This window comes from Allostreptomyces psammosilenae, assembly GCF_013407765.1.
Lineage (GTDB): Bacteria > Actinomycetota > Actinomycetes > Streptomycetales > Streptomycetaceae > Allostreptomyces > Allostreptomyces psammosilenae.
The window spans coordinates 3840121-3861476 of the sequence record NZ_JACBZD010000001.1 but is presented as its reverse complement, the minus strand read 5'-3'; the positions used below and the strand labels follow the sequence as shown (position 1 = coordinate 3861476).

The 21356-nt window shown below is 73.4% G+C and carries 17 protein-coding genes; 9 read left to right on the top strand and 8 right to left on the bottom strand.

Annotation, left to right across the window (positions count from 1 at the left end; translation table 11 throughout):
- Positions 1-80 precede the first annotated feature (80 nt).
- The gene (locus tag FHU37_RS15990) at positions 81-293 is read left to right on the top strand and encodes a cold-shock protein (RefSeq protein WP_179814857.1); all 213 of its coding nucleotides are present in this window, start codon (positions 81-83) and stop codon (positions 291-293) included.
- 218 nt (positions 294-511) lie between these two features.
- Here FHU37_RS15990 and FHU37_RS15985 read toward each other — a convergent pair whose 3' ends face one another.
- Entirely contained in the window at positions 512-1204 is a 693-nt protein-coding gene (locus tag FHU37_RS15985) for a DUF2848 domain-containing protein (protein WP_179814856.1), read from the bottom strand.
- 149 nt (positions 1205-1353) lie between these two features.
- Here FHU37_RS15985 and FHU37_RS15980 point away from each other — a divergent pair, with 149 nt between their 5' ends.
- Both FHU37_RS15980 and FHU37_RS15975 read left to right on the top strand, forming a co-directional pair.
- Entirely contained in the window at positions 1354-2706 is a 1353-nt protein-coding gene (locus tag FHU37_RS15980) for an MFS transporter (RefSeq protein ID WP_179814855.1), read from the top strand.
- A gap of 127 nt (positions 2707-2833) precedes the next feature.
- Positions 2834-3625, top strand: coding sequence for a carbon-nitrogen hydrolase family protein (locus tag FHU37_RS15975; RefSeq protein WP_179814854.1), 792 nt, complete (start codon positions 2834-2836; stop codon positions 3623-3625).
- 64 nt (positions 3626-3689) lie between these two features.
- Here the strand turns inward: FHU37_RS15975 and FHU37_RS15970 are convergent, their stop codons facing one another.
- Positions 3690-4316: a GntR family transcriptional regulator gene (locus FHU37_RS15970; RefSeq protein ID WP_179814853.1), complete on the bottom strand. Its 627-nt coding sequence runs from the start codon at positions 4314-4316 to the stop codon at positions 3690-3692.
- Between the two features lie 252 nt (positions 4317-4568).
- Here FHU37_RS15970 and FHU37_RS15965 point away from each other — a divergent pair, with 252 nt between their 5' ends.
- Complete coding sequence (locus FHU37_RS15965; RefSeq protein ID WP_312892773.1) at positions 4569-6899, top strand: HelD family protein; 2331 nt, start codon at positions 4569-4571, stop codon at positions 6897-6899.
- Positions 6900-7064: 165 nt separating this feature from the next.
- Here the strand turns inward: FHU37_RS15965 and FHU37_RS15960 are convergent, their stop codons facing one another.
- Positions 7065-7658, bottom strand: coding sequence for a hypothetical protein (locus FHU37_RS15960; protein ID WP_179814850.1), 594 nt, complete (start codon positions 7656-7658; stop codon positions 7065-7067).
- A gap of 203 nt (positions 7659-7861) precedes the next feature.
- Between FHU37_RS15960 and FHU37_RS15955 the strand changes: the two genes are divergently transcribed.
- From FHU37_RS15955 to FHU37_RS15945, 3 genes are all read left to right on the top strand, one after another.
- The gene (locus FHU37_RS15955) at positions 7862-8740 is read left to right on the top strand and encodes a polysaccharide deacetylase family protein (protein ID WP_179814848.1); all 879 of its coding nucleotides are present in this window, start codon (positions 7862-7864) and stop codon (positions 8738-8740) included.
- Between the two features lie 184 nt (positions 8741-8924).
- A complete protein-coding gene (locus FHU37_RS15950; RefSeq protein WP_179814846.1) occupies positions 8925-11870 on the top strand; it encodes an FAD-binding and (Fe-S)-binding domain-containing protein in 2946 nt (981 codons plus the stop codon).
- A gap of 426 nt (positions 11871-12296) precedes the next feature.
- Complete coding sequence (locus FHU37_RS15945) at positions 12297-13385, top strand: helix-turn-helix transcriptional regulator (protein ID WP_179814844.1); 1089 nt, start codon at positions 12297-12299, stop codon at positions 13383-13385.
- 59 nt (positions 13386-13444) lie between these two features.
- Here FHU37_RS15945 and FHU37_RS15940 read toward each other — a convergent pair whose 3' ends face one another.
- Positions 13445-14377, bottom strand: coding sequence for an SDR family oxidoreductase (locus tag FHU37_RS15940; RefSeq protein ID WP_179814842.1), 933 nt, complete (start codon positions 14375-14377; stop codon positions 13445-13447).
- Positions 14378-14566: 189 nt separating this feature from the next.
- Between FHU37_RS15940 and pepN the strand changes: the two genes are divergently transcribed.
- The gene (gene pepN, locus FHU37_RS15935; protein ID WP_179814841.1) at positions 14567-17203 is read left to right on the top strand and encodes an aminopeptidase N; all 2637 of its coding nucleotides are present in this window, start codon (positions 14567-14569) and stop codon (positions 17201-17203) included.
- Between the two features lie 79 nt (positions 17204-17282).
- On the opposite strand, the gene FHU37_RS15930 is transcribed toward pepN, so the two are convergent.
- Complete coding sequence (locus FHU37_RS15930) at positions 17283-17501, bottom strand: DUF397 domain-containing protein (RefSeq protein WP_376773952.1); 219 nt, start codon at positions 17499-17501, stop codon at positions 17283-17285.
- Positions 17498-18385 (bottom strand): helix-turn-helix domain-containing protein, encoded by an 888-nt coding sequence (locus FHU37_RS15925; RefSeq protein ID WP_179814839.1) that lies wholly within the window; start codon positions 18383-18385, stop codon positions 17498-17500. Before FHU37_RS15925 ends, FHU37_RS15930 begins: the two co-directional genes overlap by 4 nt.
- Before the next feature lie 118 nt (positions 18386-18503).
- Here FHU37_RS15925 and FHU37_RS15920 point away from each other — a divergent pair, with 118 nt between their 5' ends.
- Complete coding sequence (locus tag FHU37_RS15920) at positions 18504-18839, top strand: hypothetical protein (RefSeq protein ID WP_218904053.1); 336 nt, start codon at positions 18504-18506, stop codon at positions 18837-18839.
- 64 nt (positions 18840-18903) lie between these two features.
- Here the strand turns inward: FHU37_RS15920 and FHU37_RS15915 are convergent, their stop codons facing one another.
- Positions 18904-19911, bottom strand: a complete 1008-nt coding sequence (locus tag FHU37_RS15915; RefSeq protein ID WP_312892629.1) for an ADP-ribosylglycohydrolase family protein — start codon at positions 19909-19911, stop codon at positions 18904-18906.
- A gap of 266 nt (positions 19912-20177) precedes the next feature.
- The gene (locus FHU37_RS15910) at positions 20178-21338 is read right to left on the bottom strand and encodes a winged helix DNA-binding domain-containing protein (RefSeq protein ID WP_179814836.1); all 1161 of its coding nucleotides are present in this window, start codon (positions 21336-21338) and stop codon (positions 20178-20180) included.
- Positions 21339-21356: the final 18 nt, after the last annotated feature.

Sequence of the window (21356 nt, the reverse complement as noted above, 5' to 3'; positions counted from 1 at the left end):
GAGGTTGTTCCTAGACTCTGCGCGATGGGTCGCGGACGCACCGCCGTGTGCCCGGCCCCAGCGCGACCAGGGAGTAAGGAATGGCTCAAGGCACGGTCAAGTGGTTCAACTCGGAGAAAGGCTACGGCTTCATCTCCCAGGACGACGGCGGCCCGGACGTCTTCGTGCACTACAGCTCGATCGTCGGCAGCGGCTACCGCAGCCTGGAGGACACCCAGCGGGTCGAGTTCGAGGTCTCCGAGGGCCGCAAGGGTCCGCAGGCCGAGCAGGTGCAGGTGCTCCCGACGGCGTGAGGACGCGGCGCCCGGAAAGTCCCCGAGGGATTCGGAAGGATATCCGGGCGTCATGCGTTAGCCTGGATGTGGCGCCGGCCCGATCCAAGCCCCCGGGCCCAACCATTAGTCGCTACGAGCGACCACTTGCCGAGAGGCGAGCATTGGCGGGTCGGCGTCACCACCAACTTTCACGCACAGCCCTCCCTGGTGGAGGGCTGTTCGCGTTCCAGCGCCTGTCAGCAGATGGCCTCGGGGAGCGGGACGACGTCGTAGGCCAGCTCGATGCGGTCGCCGGTGCCGGGATCGGCCATCTCCACCCGCCAGCGCTCGGCGAACTGGTCGACCCCGCCGTCCATCGGGATCGTCCCGGAGATCAGCACGGTCCCCACCTGCAGCAGTCCGCGCTCGCGGAGCACGTCGAGCCAGTACGCCGGCGGCAGTAGATCGGCCAGCGTGCCGTCCTGGATCAGCCGCTCCTCGCCACCGGCGGTCACCCAGGCGCGCAGCGTGATGGCGTCCAGGCGGGCGGCGACGTCGACGAGCCGCCAGGCGCGGCGGGCCAGCACGTCGGGGCCGGCGTTCTTGCTCCAGGCGACCCCGTGCACCTCGAGGGCGCGGTCGGTGTGGTCGCAGGCGGCCGTCAGCAGCACGTCCCGCTCACCGGGCCCCGCCACGACCAGCGCCCACTCCGCCTCCCCCGAGGTGCGGTCGTGCTGGACGTCCACCCGGTCCGTCTGCCGGGCCAGGTAGGGCGAGACCGGGTAGAGCGTGGGGGTGGTGGTGGGCCCGGGCACGCCCAGCAGGGCGAGTTCCGCGATGTGGGCCTGGACCTCCTCCTGGCTGCGGCCGGCGTAACCGGCGTTGAGGGCCTGGCGGACGTCGACCCGCACGGTGTCGCCGTCGGGGAGTTCGAAGGTGAGCGCGGTCATGCGTCCTCCTGGGGTGTCGGGGAGGGGCGATTGGGCGCGGCAGGTGTTGCGGCTGGGTAAAAACCCGCGACAACGGATTGCGCATACGAACTGTATACCGGAAGTATGCGCTACCGAGCACGACATCGATCCGCACCTGCGAGGTAGCCATGGCAGCCACGACCGACCATCCAGACGCCCCCGCCGGGCGCAGGCCGCTGCACCGCGCGTTCGTCGCAAGCCTCGCCGGAACGTCCCTGGAGTGGTACGACTTCGCGATCTACTCGGCCGCGTCCGCGCTGGTCTTCGGTGACCTCTTCTTCCCCTCCGGGGATCCGCTGACCGGCACCCTGCTGGCCTTCTCCACCTACGCCGTCGGCTACCTCGCCCGGCCGCTCGGCGGCTTCGTCTTCGGCCGGCTCGGCGACGTGATCGGCCGCAAGCGGGTGCTGGCGGCCACCCTGCTGCTGATCGGCGTCGCGACCCTGCTGATCGGCCTGCTCCCCACCTACTCCACGATCGGCGTGGCGGCCCCGGCGCTGCTGGTGCTGCTGCGGTTCGCGCAGGGCGTCGGCGTGGGCGGCGAGTGGGGCGGCGCGGTGTTGCTGTCCAGCGAGTTCGCCGACTCGCGCAGCCGTGGCCTGTGGGCGTCCGCCGCCCAGGTCGGGCCGCCGCTGGGCAACCTGATGGCCAACGGCGTGCTGGCGCTGCTGGGCGCGGTCCTCAGCGAGGAGCAGTTCCTCTCCTGGGGCTGGCGGGTGGCCTTCCTGCTCTCCGCCGTCCTGGTGATCTTCGGCCTGTGGATCCGGGCCGAGCTGGAGGAGACTCCGGTGTTCAAGGCGATGGAGGCGGAGGACGTGCGGCCGGAGCGGCCGATCCGCGAGGTCTTCGCGACGCAGCGGCGCGCGCTGACCGCCGCGATCCTCAGCCGGATCGCCCCGGACGTGCTCTACGCCATGTTCACCGTCTTCGTGCTGACCTACGCGACGCAGGAGCTGGGCATGGAGCGCGGGCAGGCGCTGGTCGCGGTGCTCGTGGGCTCCTCGCTCCAGGTCTTCCTGATCCCGCTGGCCGGGGCCCTGTCCGACCGGGTCAACCGGCGCGCCCTCTACCTGGGCGGGGCGGTCTGCGCCGGCGTGTGGCCCTTCGTCTTCTTCCCGATGATCGACGGCGGCGGCCAGCTCCCGCTGGTGCTGGGCGTGGTGGTCGGTCTGGTGATCCACTCCGTGATGTACGGGCCGCAGGCGGCGTTCGTGGCCGAGCAGTTCACCCCGCGACTGCGCTACACCGGCTCCTCCCTCGCCTACACCCTGGCCGGCGTGGTGGGTGGGGCGCTCGCGCCGCTGCTGTTCACCGCCCTGCTGGCCCGGTTCGGCGGCTGGTACGCGCTCGCCGGGTACATCGCGGTGACCGCGGTGCTCACCGTCACCGGCCTGCTGGTCGGCCGGGACGCGGCCCATGATGAGGACGCGCTGGTCGTCGAGGACGGCGCGCGCCCGGACGGGACGCGCACCGCCCCCTGACCGCTCCACCCGACCACGCCCCGCCCCCGCCCCGCCCCTCACCCGCCCAGAGCACCCTCCGAACCCCCGAGCTTCCGAACCCCGGAGCTTCCGAACCTCCGAGCCGTCCGAACGGGAGAGCACGACCATGCGTGTCGCACTCAGCCAGATCGTCACCACGCCCGATCCCCGGGCCAACCTCGCCCTGGTCGGGGAGCAGGTGGAGCGGGCCGCCGGGCGCGGCGCGCGCCTGGTGGTCTTCCCGGAGGCGACGATGGCCAGCTTCGGCAGCCCGCTCGCCACGGTGGCGGAGCCGTTGGACGGGGCGTGGGCCAGCGGGGTGCGGGAGATCGCCCGGGCGGCCGGCGTGGTGGTGGTCGCCGGGATGTTCACGCCGGCCGGGGACGGCCGGGTGGCGAACACCCTGCTGGCCACCGGTCCCGGTGTGGAGGCCGCCTACGACAAGATCCACCTCTACGACGCCTTCGGCTACACCGAGTCCGACTCGGTGGCCCCCGGCTCGCGGGTGGTGACGGTGGACGTCGACGGCGTCCGGGTGGGGCTGGCCACCTGCTACGACGTCCGTTTCCCGGAGCTGTTCCGGGCGCACGCCGACGCCGGGGCGCAGGTGAGCGTGCTGGCGGCGTCCTGGGGGGCGGGGCCGGGCAAGCGGGAGCAGTGGGAGCTGCTGGTCCGGGCCCGCGCGCTGGACTCCACGTCCTGGCTGCTCGCGGTGGGCCAGGGCGATCCCGCGGCGGCGGGGGTGGCGGCGGCGCCGGACGCGCCGACCGGCATCGGGCACAGCGCGGTGGTCGGTCCCGACGGGAGCGTGCGGGGCGCGCTGGGGGCGGAGCCGGGGCTGCTGGTGGCCGACGTCGACCTGGCCGAGGTGGCGGCGACCCGGCGGGCCATCCCCGTCCTGGCCAACCGCAGGCTCTGACGCCTCCGGGCTTCCGGCGGGCCGCCGCCTCCGCGGCGCCGGCCCGCCGCCGGCCCTCGGGGCGTCAGTTTCCGAGCAGCACGCGCAGGGTCGCGTCGAGGTGGTCGGCGATGGCGGTGCGGGCGGCGTCGACGTCGCCCGCCGCCAGCGCGTCCATGATCGCCCGGTGTTCCCGCAGCACGTCGTCGTGGCGCCCGGCCGAGCGGTGCAGCGCGACGATGCCGGCGCGGATCTGGCGGCTGCGCAGGCCCTCGTAGTGCTTGGTGAGCAGTTCGTTGCCGACCGAGGCGACCATCACCGCGTGGAAGCGGTGGTCGCAGGTGATGAACTCCTTCGCCTGGTCGGCGTCCACCAGCGTGCGCTGCCGCTCCAGCAGTTCCTCCAGTTCGGCGTGCGGGACGCGGCCCAGCCGGATCAGCCGCTCGGCGGCGTAGCTCTCCACGACCCCGCGCAGCTCCATCAGCTCGCTGATCTCGCGGCCGGAGAGCGGGGCGATGTAGGCGCCGCGCTTGGGCACCAGCTGGATCAGGTCCTCGGCGGCGAGCAGCAGGAACGCCTCCCGCACGGGCGTACGGGACACCCCGACCCGGTCCGCCACCTCCTGCTCGCTGAGGAAGTGGCCCTGCGCCGCCGGATCGGGCAGCACCGTCTCCTTCAGGAAGGCGTACGCCTTGTCCCGCCCCGAAACCACCTGCCACCCTCCGTTGCATACAGGTTGTATGCAATGAAGTTACCACGTCACACCGCAACTCCCGTAACGCCGGCCCCCGGGAATCCGATGCACGCCAGGCCGGTTCCGGACAGGGACGGCAGGAACATCCGGGCATCCGGACCATTCCACCGGCGACGACCGACACGGGCGCGTCCGGCGGAGGAGCAGGCAAGGAGCGATCAGGTGGCGACGGCGCAGGGCGGGTCCGTGGACTCGGACGGGGCGAGCGGCGTGGGCGGTTCCCCCGAGCGGCGAACCGAGCAGCGGTCCGTCCGGGAACGCGAGACGGAGACCGAGCAGCGCTACCTGGACCACGTCTACCGCCGGCTGGAGGTCAAGCTGGTGGAGGCCGAGCGGCTGCTCGCCGACGTCGGCCGGGGCGCCCAGGTCGGCACGCCCGGCGCGCTCGCCGAACGGGACGCGCAGGTCTTCCAGGCCGGCCTCCACCTGCACCGGCTCAACAGCGAGTTCGAGGACTTCCTGTTCGGCCGGATCGACCTGGTCGCCGAGGACGCCCCGGACACCCCGGCCATCGCCGAGACCCTGCGCATCGGCCGGCTCGGCGTGCTGGACACCGACTTCACCTCCCTCGTCGTGGACTGGCGGGCCCCCGCCGCGGCCCCCTTCTACCGCGCCACCCCGCTGGAGCCGGGCCGGGTCGTCCGCCGGCGGGTGATCCGCAGCCGCGGCCGCCGGGTCATCGGCGTGGAGGACGACCTGCTCCGCCCGGAACTGGCCGGTCGGATCCCCGGTGGCCTGCCGGTCGTCGGCGACGGCGCCCTGATGGCCGCGCTCGGCCGGGCCCGCGGCCACGCGATGCGGGACATCGTCGCCTCCATCCAGGCCGAGCAGGACGTGGTGATCCGGGCCTCGGCGCGCGGCGTCACCCTCGTCACCGGAGGGCCGGGCACCGGCAAGACCGCCGTCGCCCTGCACCGCGCCGCCTACCTGCTCTACCAGGACCGCCGCCGCTACGCCGGCGGCATCCTGGTGGTCAGCCCCACCCCGCTGCTGGTCGCCTACACCGAGGGCGTGCTGCCCAGCCTCGGCGAGGAGGGGCAGGTCGCCGTCCGCGCCCTCGGACAGCTCGTGCCGGGAGCCGAGGCCACCGCCTACGACACCCCGGCGGTGGCCCGGATCAAGGGCTCCACCGCCATGGTCAACGTGCTGCGGCGGGCCGCCCGCGGCACCCTCGAACTGCCGCCGCCCGGCGGCCGCGTCCCCGACACGCTCAGCCTCACCGCCTTCGGCCAGCGGCTACGCCTGGACGCCCGGCAGCTGACCGCCATCCGCCGCAGGGTGCTGGACGGCACCAGCACCCCGGTCAACATGCTGCGCCCGCGCGCCCGCCGCGCCCTGCTGGACGCGCTGTGGCAGCAGGCCGCCCCCTCCGCCCGCGACCTCGCCGCGCTGCGCGCCGCCGCCGGCTCCGGCCAGGTCGAGGAGTTGCGCGCGGCCTTCGACGAGGACCTGCGCACCGAGGGAGCCTTCGTCTCCTTCCTGGAGGCGTGGTGGCCGGCGCTCACCCCGCGCCGCGTGCTGGCCGCGATGGCCGACCGGCGCCGGCTGGGCCGCTGGTCCCGCCGGATCCTGACGCCGGAGCAGTCCGACCTGGTCGCCGACTCCCTCGCCGGGCGGCTCGCCGCGGACGGCACCGGCGCCCTCACCACGCACGACATCGCCCTGATGGACGAGCTGCGGGCGCTCCTCGGCGAGGTGCCGGCGGAGTCCCGGCCGCGCGAGATCGACCCGCTGGACCAGTACCAGGGCCTGGACGAGGTCACCACCTACGCCGACCGCACGGCGCCCCGCCGGCGCCGCCCGGAGCCGGAGGAGGAGCGCACCGAGTACGCCCACCTGATCGTCGACGAGGCGCAGGACATCACGCCCATGCAGTGGCGCATGCTCGGCCGGCGCGGCGCCGCGGCGACCTGGACGGTCGTCGGCGACCCGGCCCAGTCCTCCTGGGAGGACCCGGCCGAGGCCCGGCGGGCGATGGACACCGCCCTCGGCTCCCGCTCCCGCCAGACGTTCACCCTGACCACCAACTACCGCAACCCGGCCGAGATCGCCGAACTCGCCGAGACGGTGCTGCGTCGCGCCGCCCCCGGCACCCCGGCCCCCCGCGCCGTGCGCTCCACCGGGGTGCGCCCGCGCTTCGCCGCCGTGCCGGCGTGGGCCGGCGACGACGGCGGCGAGCCGCTGGCCGAGGCGGTGCGCGAGCAGGCCCGCCGGCTGCTGGCCGAGGTGGAGGGCACGGTCGGCGTCGTGGTGCCGATGGCCTGGCGGGAGCGGGCGGCGGCCTGGCTGGCCGACCTGGGCGACCGGGTGGTGGCCCTGGGCAGCCTGGAGGCCAAGGGCCTGGAGTACGACGCGACGGCCGTGCTCGCCCCGGCCGTGATCGCGGCCGAGTCGGCGGCCGGCCTGCGCGTCCTCTACGTCGCCCTGACCCGCGCCACCCAGCAGCTCGTCGTTCTCTCCGTCCCCGAGGACTCCCCGGACGCCACCGGTGTTCCGGCCCTGCTCCGGGAGGAGGGGGAGGGCGAGGAGGGGGAGGCGTAGGCCGGCCGATGGGCTGACGCTTTCCCGGGGAAATCTCCGTCGTCTTGCCTCACGCCCTACCGCGACCCATACTGTGATCAAGCCACCGCTCTGCGGAGCGGACGGAAGTGAGCCTGGGAAGTTCCCGCCGGACGACGGGGTCCCAGGCTCGCGCTGTGTTCGGGCTCAGGCGTCGCACTCGACCAGATCCACCACAGGCGCCACCGTCTCGTAGTACACCGGGTCACCGGCGCACCAGGCCGTGTAGGCGCCGGCGATCGCGTCCGCGATCCACAGCAGGGGCTCGGACGGCCCGGGCTCGTGGAAGAGCCGTAACCCGGCGCGGATGCTCCGCTCCGCTCGCAGCGCCTGGAACACCTCCAGGTCGCGGCCGTTCTGCTTGCGCTCTCGTGCCTCTGCGACGAGCTCGACCACGTCACGCTGGTCAAGTTCCCAGGCCATCCTGCGCAGGCACTTGCGCCGCCGCCGCTCCGAGGACTCCCCGGGCTGGCCGTTCAGCACGACGACCACGTGCAGGGCGGGGAGCGCGACGATCGCCTCGACGATCTCCCGGCGGCGCTTCGCCGACTCGGCGTGCCAGTGCAGCTTCCGCTGCTCCGGTCTGCGAAGCAGCCGAAGGGTCTCGCGGACCGGCTCGACCGCCTCCGGGTCGGGGACCGCCGCCGCCATCAGGTAGACGCCCGGAGACACTCGGCGGTCGGGCTCGGATTCATCCAGATACGCCCGCCATACCGCCTCGCCCCTGTCGTCCTCGGGCACAACCACTATCACCTCGCCACGCACTCAGATCCTCGCCACATGATCAACCCAGTCGGCCCACAACTGGTAATCGGCCTGATCCGTTGCGTGACATCGGCCGCTGTCAGGCGTGTCCGCGGTCCTCCGCACGTTGTCCCTCAGCCGAACGGGCGGATCGGGGTTCGGGTGCGTGTCGGTCGGATTCCTCGTGAAATCACACAATCATGCGAAACCATGATCACGTCGGCCGCCGCAGGCTGGTGCTCGGCGGGCTCGGCTGTCTGGGCATCCTCGCGGCGCACGAGGTGCTGCGGCCCTGGGGCGTTCCGCTGAGCGAGATCATGCTGCCCGGACCGATCCGGCCCGAGCCCGAACCCCTGCCCCCCACCCTGACCACCGCCTGCCAGGCGGACCTGGACGAGGCGGAGGCCGTCGCACTCGTCGGGCGCGCGACCATCGTGAACCGCTCCCCGCGCGGCTCGTCCACCCCGATCCCGCCGCACGAACCGATCTTCACCATGCCCGCCGTGGCGATCACCGGCCAGACCCGTGTCGCCGCCCTGACCTTCGACGACGGGCCGGACGCGCGCTACACCCCCGCCGTCCTGCAGACCCTGCGCCGGTACGGCGTGCGCGCCACCTTCTGCGTCGTCGGCACCAACGCCGCCTGCAACCCCGGCCTGCTCCAGGCGATCGCCGCCGACGGCCACGACCTGGCCAACCACACCTGGTCACACCAGGAACTGCCCCGGCTCAGCGAACGGGAGATCCGGGAGGAACTCGAGCGCACCAACGAGGTGATCGACCGGATCACCGGCTGGGGCGTGCCGCAGTGGTGCCGCGCGCCCTACGGCTCCTGGGACGAGGTCTCCCTCGGCGTCTGCGCCGAACTGGGCATGAAACCCCTGGGCTGGTCCGTGGACACCCTGGACTGGCAGCGCCCCGGCAGCGCGGAGATCACCGACACCATGCTGCGCGGCACCGAACCCGGCGCGATCATCCTGTGCCACGACGGCGGCGGTGACCGCTCGCAGAGCGTGGACGCGCTCCGGGCCTACCTGCCCGAGTCGCTCGCCGCCGGCTACCGCTTCACCACCCCCTGAGCCACGGGCCACGCCCCAGCACCAGCAACGCCAGCACCAGCACCAGCACCGCCAGCCCCAGCACCAGCACCGGCCGCCCCGCTCCGCAGCACGATCGCCGCCTTCTCCTCCTCCCGCGCCGTCCCGTCCGTTATGTTCGGAAGCGACGCGCGGCCTCGGCGGGCCGGCGGAGGGAGAGTCGACGATGACGCTGCGGGACCCCTCGGAACCCTCACCCGACGCGGCACCGAACACGGCGAAGAACCCCGCGCCGGACGCCGCGCCCGACGCGCTGGCCACCGGCACCCCCCAGGCGCTGCGCCGCGACCTGGTCGCCCTGCTCGGCCCGGACAAGGTCCTGCACACCGCCTCCGACCTGGTGCGCTACGCCTCCGACGCCTCCCCGTACCGGCTGCTCCCGCAGGTGGTGCTGACCCCGACCACCGTCGAGGACGTCTCCGCGATCCTGGCCTACGCCCGTGCGCACGGCCGCCGCGTCGTCTTCCGTGCCGCCGGCACCAGCCTCAACGGGCAGGCCCAGGGCGACGACATCCTGGTGGACGTCCGCCGGCACTGGGCCGGCGTCGAGGTGCTGGACGGCGGCAGGCGTGCCCGCGTCCGCCCCGGCACGGTCGTCGCCCGGGCCAACGCCGCGCTGGCCGCGCACGGTCACGTCCTCGGCCCCGACCCGGCCAGCTCCGCCGCCTGCACCATCGGCGGCGTCGTCGCCAACAACTCCAGCGGCATGAACGCCGGCACCCGCCGCAACTCCTACCGCACGGTGCGCTCCCTCACCGTCGTGCTGCCCTCCGGCACCGTCGTCGACACCGGCGCCCCGGACGCCGACGAGCACCTGGCCCGCACCGAGCCCGCCCTGACCGAGGGCCTGCTGGCGATCAAACGGGAGATCGAGGCGGACGAGGAACTGGTCCGCCGCATCCGCGCCAAGTACGCCATCAAGAACACCAACGGCTACCGCCTGGACGCCTTCCTGGACGCCGACACCCCCGCCGGCATCCTGCGCGGGCTGATGGTCGGCTCGGAGGGCACCCTCGGCTTCCTCGCCGAGATCGTCTTCGACACCCTGCCGTTCCAGCGGCTGCACTCCACCGCCCTGCTCTTCTTCCCCTCGCTCGCCGCCGCCGGGGCCGCCGTGCCGCGCTTCGCCGACGCCGGGGCCTTCGCCGTGGAGCTGATGGACGCCGCCACCCTCGCCTCCTCGGTGAACGTCAGGGGCGTCCCACCGGAATGGGCCCGGCTGCCGCCGGAATCCGCCGCCCTGCTGGTGGAGTTCCGCGCCGGCGACCAGGAGACGCTGGCGCGGAGCGAACGGCTCGCCACCGAGGTGCTGCGCGGACTGGAGACCATCTCCCCGCCCGGCGCCCCACCGGCCGAGTTCAGCCGGGACGCCGCCCGCGCCGCCTTCTACTGGAAGGTCCGCAAGGGTTTCGTCGCCTCGGTGGGCGGCAGCCGCCCCTCCGGCACCACACTGCTCACCGAGGACTTCTGCGTGCCGCCGCACCGGCTCGCCGAAGCCTGCGAGGCCGTCCTGGAGCTCCAGCGCCGACACGGCTTCACCGTCGCCGTCGCCGGCCACGCCGCCGACGGCAACCTGCACTTCATGATCACCTTCGACGCCGCCGACCCCGCCGACGTGCGCCGGTACGCCGACTTCATGGACGCGCTGTGCCGCATGGTCGTCGAACGCTTCGACGGCTCGCTCAAGGCCGAACACGGCACCGGCCGCAACATGGCGCCCTTCCTGGAACTGGAGTGGGGCCCGAGGGCCACGGCGCTGATGTGGCGGATCAAGGAGCTGTTCGACCCGCACGGCGTGCTGGCCCCGGGCGTCCTGCTCGACCGCGACCCCGATGCGCACTTGAAGGGCCTGAAGACCATCCCGACGGTGGAGGCGGTTGCCGACCCGTGCATCGAGTGCGGCTTCTGCGAACCCGTCTGCCCCAGCCGCGACCTCACCACCACACCGCGCCAGCGCATCGTGCTGCGCCGGGAGATGATGCGCCAGCCGGACGGCTCCCCCCTCGCGCGGGCGCTGTCCGACGCCTACGGCTACCAGGCCGTCGACACCTGCGCCGGTGACTCCACCTGCGAGCTCGCCTGCCCCGTCGGCATCGACACCGGCGCGATGATGAAGGACTTCCGGCACGCCCGGCACTCCCCGGCCGAGGAGCGGGCCGCCGAACGGGTCGCCCGCCGTTTCGCCCTCGCCGAATCCGGGGCCCACGCCGCCCTCGCCGCCGCCGACCTGGTCCGTCGGGTCACCGGGGACGCCCCGCTGGCGGCAGTCACCGGCCTCGCCCGCCGGGTGCTCCCGACGGAACTGACGCCCCAGTGGCTGCCCGCGCTGCCCGGCCCGGCCGGCCGCCGCGTCCCGGCCACCGACCGCGAACGGGCCACCGCCGTGTACTACCCGTCCTGCGTCAACCGGATCTTCGGCGACCCGAACGACTGGTCCGGCCCCAGCCTGCCGGAGGCCGTCGTGTCCCTCGCCGAACGGGCCGGCCGGCCGGTGTGGATCCCCGACGACGCGGCCGGGACCTGCTGCGCCACCATCTGGCACTCCAAGGGCTACCGGGCCGGCAACGCGGTGATGGCCGACCGGATCGTCGAGGCGGCGTGGCGGTGGACCGACGGCGGGCGGCTGCCGCTGGTGGTGGACGCCAGCTCCTGCGCACTCGGCATCGCGCGCGAGGTCGTGCCCCACCTGGCACCGGAGAACGTCGAGCGGCACCGGGCGCTGACCGTGTGGGACTCCGTGGTGTGGGCGGAGCGCGAGCTGCTGCCGCGCCTGACGGTGCCCCGGCCGGCGGCGACGGCCGTGCTCCATCCCACCTGCTCGATGCGGCACCTGGACGACGTCGAACAGTTGCGCGGGGTGGCGCAGGCGCTGGCGGAGGAGGTCGTGGTGCCGTTGGACGCCGGCTGCTGCGGCTTCGCCGGGGACCGCGGGATGCTGCACGAGGAGCTGACCGCGAGCGCCACGGCCGCCGAGGCCGCCGAGGTGCGCGGCCGGGACTTCGACGCGCACCTGTCGGCCAACCGGACCTGCGAGATCGGCATGGAGCAGGCGACCGGACGCGGATACCGGCACATCCTCCTGGAGCTGGAACGGGCGACCCGGCCGGAGTAGACGCCAGGAGAGCCGGGGCCGGAGGAGGCGGTGCGCGGCGGAAGAGCCGGCGCGACCCGAAGAGCCGGCGCGACCCGAAGAACGGGCCCGAAGAGCACGGCCCAAAGAGGCGGCACCCAACCGACGGGACCGGAGAGCCGACGGGACCGAAGTAGCTGCCCCGCACGGACGCGCCATCAACCGGGAGTTCTCCACAGCCGGGCCAATCCCCCTTGCGACAGCCGGCCCTCCTCCCCTACCCCTGTAGACCAGGGGGGTCCGCAGTTATCCACAGGCCAAGGATTCCCCCTTGCCCACCCCCCACCCCCCGCTACCCCTTGGAGACCAGGGGGGCGCGCGGATATCCACAGGCCGAAGAAACCCCCTTGCCCCCACGCCACCACACCCCAACGCCCCACCCCCACCCCTCCGGGGGACAATCCGGGTATGCGCGCCTCGCGGGTGATCTCCCTGCTGCTCCTCCTCCAGTCCCGGCGCACGATGACGGGCCGAGAGCTCGCCGAGGAGTTGGAGGTCTCCGAGCGGACGGTGCAGCGGGACATCGCCGCCCTCGCGGAGGCGGGCGTGCCGGTCTACGCGGAGCGCGGCCGGGACGGCGGCTACCGGCTGGTGGACGGGTACCGCACCCAGCTCACCGGCCTGGACCGCGCCGAGGCCGAAGCGCTCTTCCTCTCCGGCATCCCCGGCCCGCTCCGCGAGATGGGCCTCGCCGAGCCTGCGCTGGCCGCCCGGCTGAAGGTGTCGGCCGCGCTGGCGCCGGGGCTGCGGGACGCGCCGGTCTCGGCCTCCCGCCGGTTCCATCTCGACGCGCCCCGGTGGTTCGCCAAGGCCGAGCCCCCGCCGCTGCTCGGGCCGGTTTCCCGGGCCGTCTGGGAGGACCGGCTGCTGCGCGTCCGCCACCAGGGCCGCGGCGGCCAGCTGGAGCGGACGGTCGAGCCGTACGGCCTGGTGTTGAAAGCAGGCGTGTGGTACCTGGCGGTACGCGTCCCGGTTCTGGCGGGACGCGTACCGGCCCCGCCGACACGGAAGCCCGCCGCCGAAGGCGACGTGCCCGAACACCGCGTCGGCGCGATCGGCAGGCAGCAGGGGGCTCACCCCACCACGCCGAAGTGGCGGGTGTACCGGGTGGACCGCCTGGTCGACGCGGAGCTGCTGCCGGAACGATTCACCCGCGAGGAGGGGTTCGACCTGGCGGAGTTCTGGGCGGCCCGCTCGGTGGAGTTCGCCCGCTCGCTGCTGCGGGAACGGATCACCGTCCGGCTGAGCCCGGAAGGGCTGCGCGCGCTGCCGGCGGTGCTGGAGCCGGCCGCCGCCACCGAGGCGGTGACGGCGGCCGACGCGGCCGGCCCGCCGGACGACCAGGGCTGGATCACGATCGAACTGCCCACCGAGTCCATGGAGGTCGCCTACCACGAGATGCTCCGGCTCGGCCCCGAGGTGGAGGTGCTCGCCCCACCGGGTCTGCGCGCGCGGATGGCCGAAGCGGCCGCCCGGCTGCGCCGCCTGTACGGCTGACGCGCCGGGCGACTGGCGATCGGCGACCGGCGATCGGCGACCGACGGATCCCTGGGCGCTCAGCGGTAGCCGGTGGCGTCCGCCGGCCTGCCCGCGTCCTGCACCTCCACGACGTACCGCCAGGCGTCCGGCCGGCTGCCGTCGGTGTCGGTGAAACCGTAGACCTGGGCGAGTTGGCCGCTGGAGAGCGACTGCCCGTTCCAGCGGGCCACCTCCGGGTCGGCGGCCAGCGCGGCGACGGCACGGCCGACGTACGCGGGGCTCTCCGAGATGCAGAAGTGCGGCTCCTTGGCCGTGGCGTCCCGCCAGTTCTCCTCGGTGACGCCGTAGATGTCCAGCATCATCTCGGAGCGCAGCCAGCCGGGGGTCAGCGCCACGGCGGTGGCGCCACGCGGCTTCAGTTCGTGCCCGAGCGAGAAGGCCATGCGCAGCACGGCCGCCTTCACCAGGTCGTAGTAGAAGCTGACCCGGTAGTGGGTGGCGTTGTACTCCGCCGTGCCGTCGGTCATCTCCACGACGAGACCGCCGGGGTTGCGGACCAGCAGCGGCAGGGCGTGGTGGCTGGTGATGGCGTGCGTCTCCACGCCGAGCCGGAGCATCCGCAGCCCCTTGTCCAGGTCGTGCTCCCAGACCGGCACGTCCCACTCGGCGAGCGGGTCGCCGCCGAAGATGTCGTTGACCAGCACGTCCAGCCGGCCGTGTTCGGCGTCGATGCGCTCCACGAGCGCGCGGACCTGCGCGGGGTCCAGGTGGTCGGTGGGGACGGCGATCCCCCGGCCGCCGGCCGCGGTGACCAGTTCGGCGGTCTCCTCGATGGTCTCCGGGCGGCCGTACTCGGAGCGGCGTTCCCGGGTGGTGCGGCCGGTGACGTAGACGGTGGCGCCGGCCGCGCCGAGTTCCACGGCGGTGCCGCGCCCGGCCCCACGGGTGGCGCCGGTCACCAGGGCGACCTTGCCGTGGAGGGGGAGTGAGGTGGGTGGTGTCGTCGTCATGCCGTAGATCGTTGCGTGGATACCCGACATCGACTGTCGTGTTTCACCAGTGATCCCGAGATTCGCCGGAACGGCGGCGCGTGGAGGGGGCGGGCTGCGGCGCGAAGGTGGGGCGGAAGGCGGATGGGAGCGGCCCGGCGTGGTTCCGCTTCCCCCCAACCCGCCCGCCCGGCCGCCGGGTGCGGCAGCATGACGGGCATGCCAGCACTCACCCGTGCCGAGGCGGAGGAACGCGCCCGCCTCGTCGCCGTCCTCGACTACGCCATCGACCTCGACCTGACCAGGGGCCCGGAGGTCTTCGGCTCGACGACCGTCGTCCGGTTCACCGTCGGACAACCGGGCGCCGCCACCTTCATCGAACTCCAGCCGGCCGTCCTGCGCGGCGCCGTCCTGAACGGACGGGTGCTGGATCCCGCCAGCCTGGTGGACAACCGGCTACCGCTCACCGACCTGCGGGCGGTCAACGAGCTGCGGGTCGAGGCCGACATGCGCTACTCGCGCACCGGCGACGGCCTGCACCGCTTCACCGACCCGGTGGACGGCGAGGTCTACCTCGCCAGCCAGTGCGGACTCGCCCACGCCCAGCAGGTGTTCGCCGCGTTCGACCAGCCGGACCTGAAGGCGCCGTTCCGGCTCGCCGCGACGGCCCCGGAGGGCTGGACGGTCATCGGCAACGCGGTCGGCGGGCGCGCGCAGGGGCCGGGGGGCGGTCCGGGCCGCTGGGAGTTCGCGCCCACCCCGCCCATCTCCAGCTACCTCTTCGCGGTCGCGGCCGGGCCGTACCACTCGGTGCGGACGGAGCACCGGGGCATCCCGTTCGCGCTGCACTGCCGCCGTTCCCTCGCCGAGCACCTGGACAAGGACGCCGAGGAGATCCTCGACATCACCCGTGCCTGCTTCGACCGCTACCACCAGATCTTCGACGAGCCGTACCCGTTCGACTCCTACGACCAGGCGTTCGTCCCCGAGCTGAACTTCGGCGCGATGGAGAACCCGGGCTGCGTCACCTTCCGCGAGGACTTCGTCTTCCGCTCGGCGGTCACCGAGACCGAGCGGCAGACCCGCGGCATGGTGATCGCCCACGAGATGGCGCACATGTGGTTCGGCAACCTGGTCACCATGCGCTGGTGGGACGACATGTGGCTGAACGAGTCGTTCGCCGAGTACATGGGATACCAGGTGCTCTCCGAGGTGACCCGGTTCACCGGGAGCTGGACGGAGTTCGCCTTCACGCCGCGCGGCTACGACGCCGACCAGCGGCCCAGCACCCACCCGGTGGCGCCGGAGCCGGGGGACGTGCCGGACACCGACACCGCGCTGCTCATCTTCGACGGCATCTCCTACGACAAGGGCGCCGCCGCGCTGCGCCAGCTGGTGGCCTGGCTCGGCGAGAAGGCGTTCCTGGCGGGCATCAACGACCACTTCGCCCGGCACCGCTTCGGCAACGCCACCCTCGCCGACCTGCTGGACTCCCTCGACCGGGCGTCGGGCCCGGAGCGGGACGTGCACGGCTGGGCGGAGCGCTGGCTGCGCACCTCCGGCGTGGACGCGCTGCGGCTGGTCACCGAGCCGGTGGCGTCCGGGGCCGGGGCCGGAGGCGGGAGCGGGCCCGGAACCGGGGGCGCATCCAGGGCTGAGGCGGGGGCGGGAGGCCGGCGGATCTTCGTGGAGCACACCGGGACGCGCCCGCACCGGGTGGCCGTCGGGGTCTACGACCGGGCCGGGGAAGGGCCGGACGGGCTGGTGCCGCTGGCCCGCGTCGAGGTGGACATCGAGGCGCACGCCGAGCGGGTGGAGGTGCTGCTGCCTCCCGGTCTCGACACCCACGCGCCCGCTCTGCTGCTGCTCAACGACGGTGACCTGAGCTACGCCAAGGTCCGCTACGACGAGGACTGCCTGGCCGCCGTCCTGTTCAAGCTGGGCGACGTCCCGGATCCGCTCGGCCGGGCGGTGCTGTGGAACACGGTGCGGGACATGGTGCGCGACGGGGAGCTGCCGGCGGCGGACTACCTGGAGCTGGCCGAGACGCACCTGGACGGCGAGCGGGACACGGCGGTGGTCGGCGGCGTGCTGGCCTTCGCCCGTGGCGACGTCACCGACCGCTACCTGGATCCGGCGGCGCGAGGGGACGCGCTGCGGCGGCTGGCCGGGGTCTGCCGCGAGGTGCTGTCCCGTACGGAGGGTGGTGGGGGTTCGGCGGCGGGGCTGCGGCTGGCGGCCGTGCGCGGCCTGCTCGACAGCGTCTCCACGGCGGAGGAGGTTGCCGAGGTCCGCGGGTGGCTCGCCGAGGGCCGGTTGCCGGAGGGGCCGGCGCTGGATCCGGAGCTGCGCTGGCGTGCGCTGCTGCGGCTCGCCGTGCTGGGCGCGGTGGGTGAGCGGGAGATCGCGGCGGAGCTGGAGCGCGACCCGAGCGCCACCGGCCGGGAGGGCGCGGCGCGCTGCCGTGCGGCGCTGCCGGAACTGGAGGCGAAGCGGGCGGCCTGGGCGGCGATGTTCGAGGGGGGTGGTGAGGATGGGGAGCTGTCGAACTATCTGCTGACGGCGACGGCCCAGGGCTTCTGGCAGCCGGAGCAGGTGGAGTTGCTCAAGGAGTTCGTGCCGCTGTTCTTCCCGGCGGCGGCCCGGGTGTCGGCGCGGCGCGGGGCGCCGGTGGCGGAGGCGCTGGGCCGGCACGGCTTCCCGACGCACGTGGTGGACGAGGCGATCCTGCGCGAGGGCGAGCGCTGCCTGGCCGAGGACGACCCCATCCCGGCGCTGCGCAGGAAGCTGGTCGACCAGTTGGACGACCTGCGGCGGGCGCTGCGGGTGCGGAGGGCCTTCGGCTGAGGCCAGGGGAAAAGGAACGGCCCGCTGCCCGGGGATGCCCCTGGGCAGCGGGCCGTCGTGTTGCTGTGTGGCGGCGTGCTCAGCGATCGAAGCGCCCCGCCTTGACGCCGGCCAGCCAGGAGGACATCTCGGAGGGCGAGAAGAGAAGGGCGCCACCAGCCGGGTCCTTGCTGTCCCGAACACCGATACGCCCGTCGGGAAAGTTGGCCACCTCGACGCAGTCACCGCCGCCGTTGATCCCTCCACCGGAATAGCTGCTCTTCCGCCACTCAACACCGGCGGCGTTCCGCACACTCACTTCTCGTGTCCTTTCATCGCTTCGGCAAGCGCGTTTCGGGAGTCCGCGCGAGAGAGCGCCAGTTCCGTCAGTATGCCGAACCGAAGCGTGAGGGCGCGCACGTGCTCCCGATCCTCGATATACAGACTACCGGCATGCCCCTCGACGTAACCAACGTCTGGCACCGGGTCAGGCAAGGTCAGGATCGAGAATGGCCCTTCCAAGCCAGGCCCACCACCTACGCTGCGCGGCAGCACCTGGATCGTCACATTGGGACTTTCGGAGACGTCCAGCAACTTGCGAAGTTGCCCGCGCATGACACTCCGGTCTCCGACACACCTGTCCAGCACGTTCTCGTCAATGATGAAGTGAAGGTTGGGCGGACAGTCGCGAGCAAACATGTGTTGGCGAACCATCCGCGCCGCCACTCGACGCTCCACTTCAACGGGGAGCCACTCGCCCGGATGGACAGTGTTCATCACAGCGCGCGCGTAATCGGCGGTCTGGAGGAGCCCATTGACGAGCATGTTCTGATAATCCCGCATGGCGACAAGACCGCCTTCCATACTGATGAAAGGGCGAGAATCCTCCGGAAAATCATCACCGAACTTCGTCCACCAACCTTTTTGCCTGGCATCCACAGCCAGTTGGACGACAGCCTCACGGGTCGCGGGATCGACCACCCCGTACACGTCCAACAGATGCTCGACGTCTCGTGGCTTCAGCAGTACCAGTCGGTTCTCGGCGCGCGACAGCTTGGTCGACGACCACCGCCCCGCTCCGCCGGCGAGACGCTCCACGGCCTGGTCCTGCGTCAGCCCGGCTTCCTCCCGCAGTCGCTTCAGCGTTGCCGCCAACTGCCACTGTCGCACCACGGACACACGGCTCCCCAGATCCTCCGCCATGCCCGGCCTCCCAACCCGAACGAGGGAAAAAACGCAACTTGCGAACAGAAGAGTAAACCTGCGGCTACTGTAGCAGTGACAGGTGACACCCAGACCACCACTCTGCGTAGGAGGCATCATGGCGGCTGCCCCGGAGGAGACCCACCCACCACTCATGCCCGACCCCTTCCTGATCCCCTTCGAGCAGGAGGTGATCGACCTGGTCAACGAGTCCAGCCCGCGTATGTTCGCCGTGGTGCAGGTGTTCCGCGAAGAGGAAGACGCCCGGGTCGCGGCGTGGGGCATGGCGTTCGGCGACCGGGCCTACGTCATCAGCTGCGACAGCGCCCAGCACTACCGCCTGCGCTCCCCCGAGTCCGCGATCCGCTTCTTCACCCACCCCGACATCACGGCCCGCATCCTGTGGCGCGACACCCCGCCGCGCCGCCGCTCCGCCCACGCCAAAGCTGCCTGACGCACCGGTGGCCCGCCGCTTCCGCGACGGGCCACCGGCCGCTCACACCTCAGTCAACGCAAGCTCAGTCCCAGGCGCGCCCGATCCTCCTCAGCTCCTCCGCGTACTCGATGCGCTCCGCCCACTCCGCCGGCCACGCCTCCATCCCGTACGCGGCGCCGGCGAACGCCCCGGTCAGACAGGCGATGGAGTCGGAATCCCCGGAGGATCCCGCCGCCCGGGCCACCGCGGAGACCGGCTCCTCCGGAAACATCAGGAAGCAGTACAACCCCGTCGCCAGCGCCTCCTCGGCGACCCATCCGTCGCCCGTGGCCAGGCACGGATCCGCCTCCCGGTCCGGCCCCCGGCGCAGGGCGTCCGCCACCGTCTCCAGGGCGTCGGCGCACTCGTCCCACCCCCGGGCGATGTACTCCTCGGCCGTCCGCACTCCCGGCCCCATCCACAGGTCCGCCAACCACTCCTCCCGCCACACCTCGCGCTGCTCCCGGCAACGCTCTTGGAGCGCTCCCATCAGCGCGGTCGGGGGCATGCCGCCGCGCAGCCAGTGCACCGCGAACGCGGTGAGTTCGCTGGCGGCCAGCGCGGTCGGGTGGCCGTGGGTCATCGCGGCCTGCATCTGGGCGAGCGCGGCGCGCAGGTCGTCGTCCAGCCCGGGGACCAGGCCGACGGGGGCCACCCGCATGTTGGCGCCGCAGCCCTTGGAGCCGCGCCCGGTGGCCTCCCGCCAGGTCTTCCCGCCGGCCAGCCCTTCGCAGGCGTGCAGGCAGGTCATGCCGGGGGCCCGGGTGTTCTCCGGGCTGGCCCACCAGGCGGCGAAGGTGTTCCGCAGCGCCTCCACCACCGGCGCCGGCCGCCAGCCGTCCGGCTGCCCGCCGGCGGCCAGCAGCGCGTCCGCCACGGCGAGCGCCATCTGGGTGTCGTCGGTGACCCGTGCCGGGTCCCCTTCCAGTTCCCTCGGCCCTCCCACGCCGTACCGCTCGACTATCCGCCCGAACTGGGCGAACTCGACGGGCCCGCCGAGCGCGTCTCCGTACGCCAGTCCGAACACACAACCGCTCGCGCGTTGGTTCACCGTCCCACCTCCTACTCGACGAAGCCGGACGCGTCCCGTGCCGCCGCGGCCGCGCCGGTCACGGGGGTGTCGGCCCTGCCGCCGACATACGCGCCGTGGCCGCGAGGACACTTCGGGCGGTCCGATCGGTTCCCGGGAGTCCACATCCGGCGAACTTCCGGAGGGTGCTCCATCTGACAGGATGTCAGTTCTGCTCATAGGGTTCCCCGAGGCGCCCCAGAAGACGACCCCGGCCCGACACGGACGCCCGCGCGAGCGCGATCGGGCTACTCGTCGAGGGTGACGTCGTGGGCGGTGGCGTCGGGGCGGCAGAAGTGGACCAGGCGTTCGGCCTCGTCGAGCAGGGCTCGGCGGGTGGCGGGGGTGAGGGGTTCCAGGGGGCGGAGGGTGAGTGCGGCGCGCCGGCCGCGGCGCTCCAGCGACCACGTGCCGGCGACCATGCCGTCCACCAGGAAGGTCGGTCGCACCTGGAGGTTGGCCTTGGCGTAGACGGCGGCGCGGTGCGCCTCGGGCAGCACGCGGCCGCGGCGGGCGGGGGCGTAGGCGAGCAGCAGGCTGTCGAACCAGGGCAGCAGCCGCACCGGGGCGGGGGTGTCCTCGGGCGGGCGGGGGGCGTCGGGGAGGTCGTAGAGCGGGCGGCTGCCGCCGCCCTCCTCCCGGAAGCACACGAGTTCGTCGGCGAGGTCGGCGAGCGCGGCCTTCACCGGGGTGGTCCGCCAGCCGATCCACTGCGCCACGTCGTCCGGCGCGGCGGGGCCGAAGGCGCGCAGGTGGCGGCGGATCACCTCGCGCAGCGCCTCCTCGGGGTCCGGCGGGTCGGTGAGGCCGGGGCCCGGCAGGTACGCCTCGGGCTTGCCCGGCCCCCATTCTCCGTCCTCGGGGGCGCGCACCAGGGTCACCGTGCCGCGGAAGGGGCGCCAGCCGTGCTCGCGCTGCCAGGCCACCTCCTCCTCGGGCGCCGCCTCGGCCGGCAGGCGCGCCACGTGGGCCTCGACGAAGGCGGTGATCTCCTCGGCGGTGCGGGGGCCGACGCCGGCGGCGGCGAAGGCGGGCAGTTGCGCGCGCAGCCGCTCCAGCTCCGGCAGCGGTGCCCGGTCGCCGGTGCGCCGCCAGGCCGTGGCCCCGGAGGCGTCGGTGGCCACCGCGTAGGCCGGGTGGTCGCGGGCGGTGACCAGGTGCAGGGTGGCCCGGAGCAGGGTGCCGGTGACCAGCCGCCGCTCGGCGAGCGCCGCGTACAGTTCGGCGGCGTCGAAGTCGGCCAGCCGGCTCCACAGCGCGACGGGCGGTGCCGGCCAGTACTGCGCCTGCAGCGCTCCGATGGACCCGACCAGTTCCACGGCGGAGGTCCCGGCGGCCCGTTCTAGCAGGCTCTGCCGGGCGAGCAGCGCACGGTTCAGGGCCCGGGTGGTCAGGGTCGGCTGAGTCACGGACGGCCTCCGGTGCCG

Excerpts from the sequence above, each read along its gene's own strand:
- FHU37_RS15975 (WP_179814854.1), top strand. The coding sequence starts at position 2,834 with ATGCGTGTCGCACTCAGCCAGATCGTCACCACGCCCGATCCCCGGGCC.
- FHU37_RS15940 (WP_179814842.1), bottom strand. The coding sequence starts at position 14,377 with ATGACGACGACACCACCCACCTCACTCCCCCTCCACGGCAAGGTCGCC.
- pepN (WP_179814841.1), top strand. The coding sequence starts at position 14,567 with ATGACGGGCATGCCAGCACTCACCCGTGCCGAGGCGGAGGAACGCGCC.
- FHU37_RS15925 (WP_179814839.1), bottom strand. The coding sequence starts at position 18,385 with ATGGCGGAGGATCTGGGGAGCCGTGTGTCCGTGGTGCGACAGTGGCAG.
- FHU37_RS15985 (WP_179814856.1), bottom strand. The coding sequence starts at position 1,204 with ATGACCGCGCTCACCTTCGAACTCCCCGACGGCGACACCGTGCGGGTC.
- FHU37_RS15945 (WP_179814844.1), top strand. The coding sequence starts at position 12,297 with ATGCGCGCCTCGCGGGTGATCTCCCTGCTGCTCCTCCTCCAGTCCCGG.
- FHU37_RS15955 (WP_179814848.1), top strand. The coding sequence starts at position 7,862 with ATGCGAAACCATGATCACGTCGGCCGCCGCAGGCTGGTGCTCGGCGGG.
- FHU37_RS15990 (WP_179814857.1), top strand. The coding sequence starts at position 81 with ATGGCTCAAGGCACGGTCAAGTGGTTCAACTCGGAGAAAGGCTACGGC.
- FHU37_RS15920 (WP_218904053.1), top strand. The coding sequence starts at position 18,504 with ATGGCGGCTGCCCCGGAGGAGACCCACCCACCACTCATGCCCGACCCC.
- FHU37_RS15980 (WP_179814855.1), top strand. The coding sequence starts at position 1,354 with ATGGCAGCCACGACCGACCATCCAGACGCCCCCGCCGGGCGCAGGCCG.
- FHU37_RS15950 (WP_179814846.1), top strand. The coding sequence starts at position 8,925 with ATGACGCTGCGGGACCCCTCGGAACCCTCACCCGACGCGGCACCGAAC.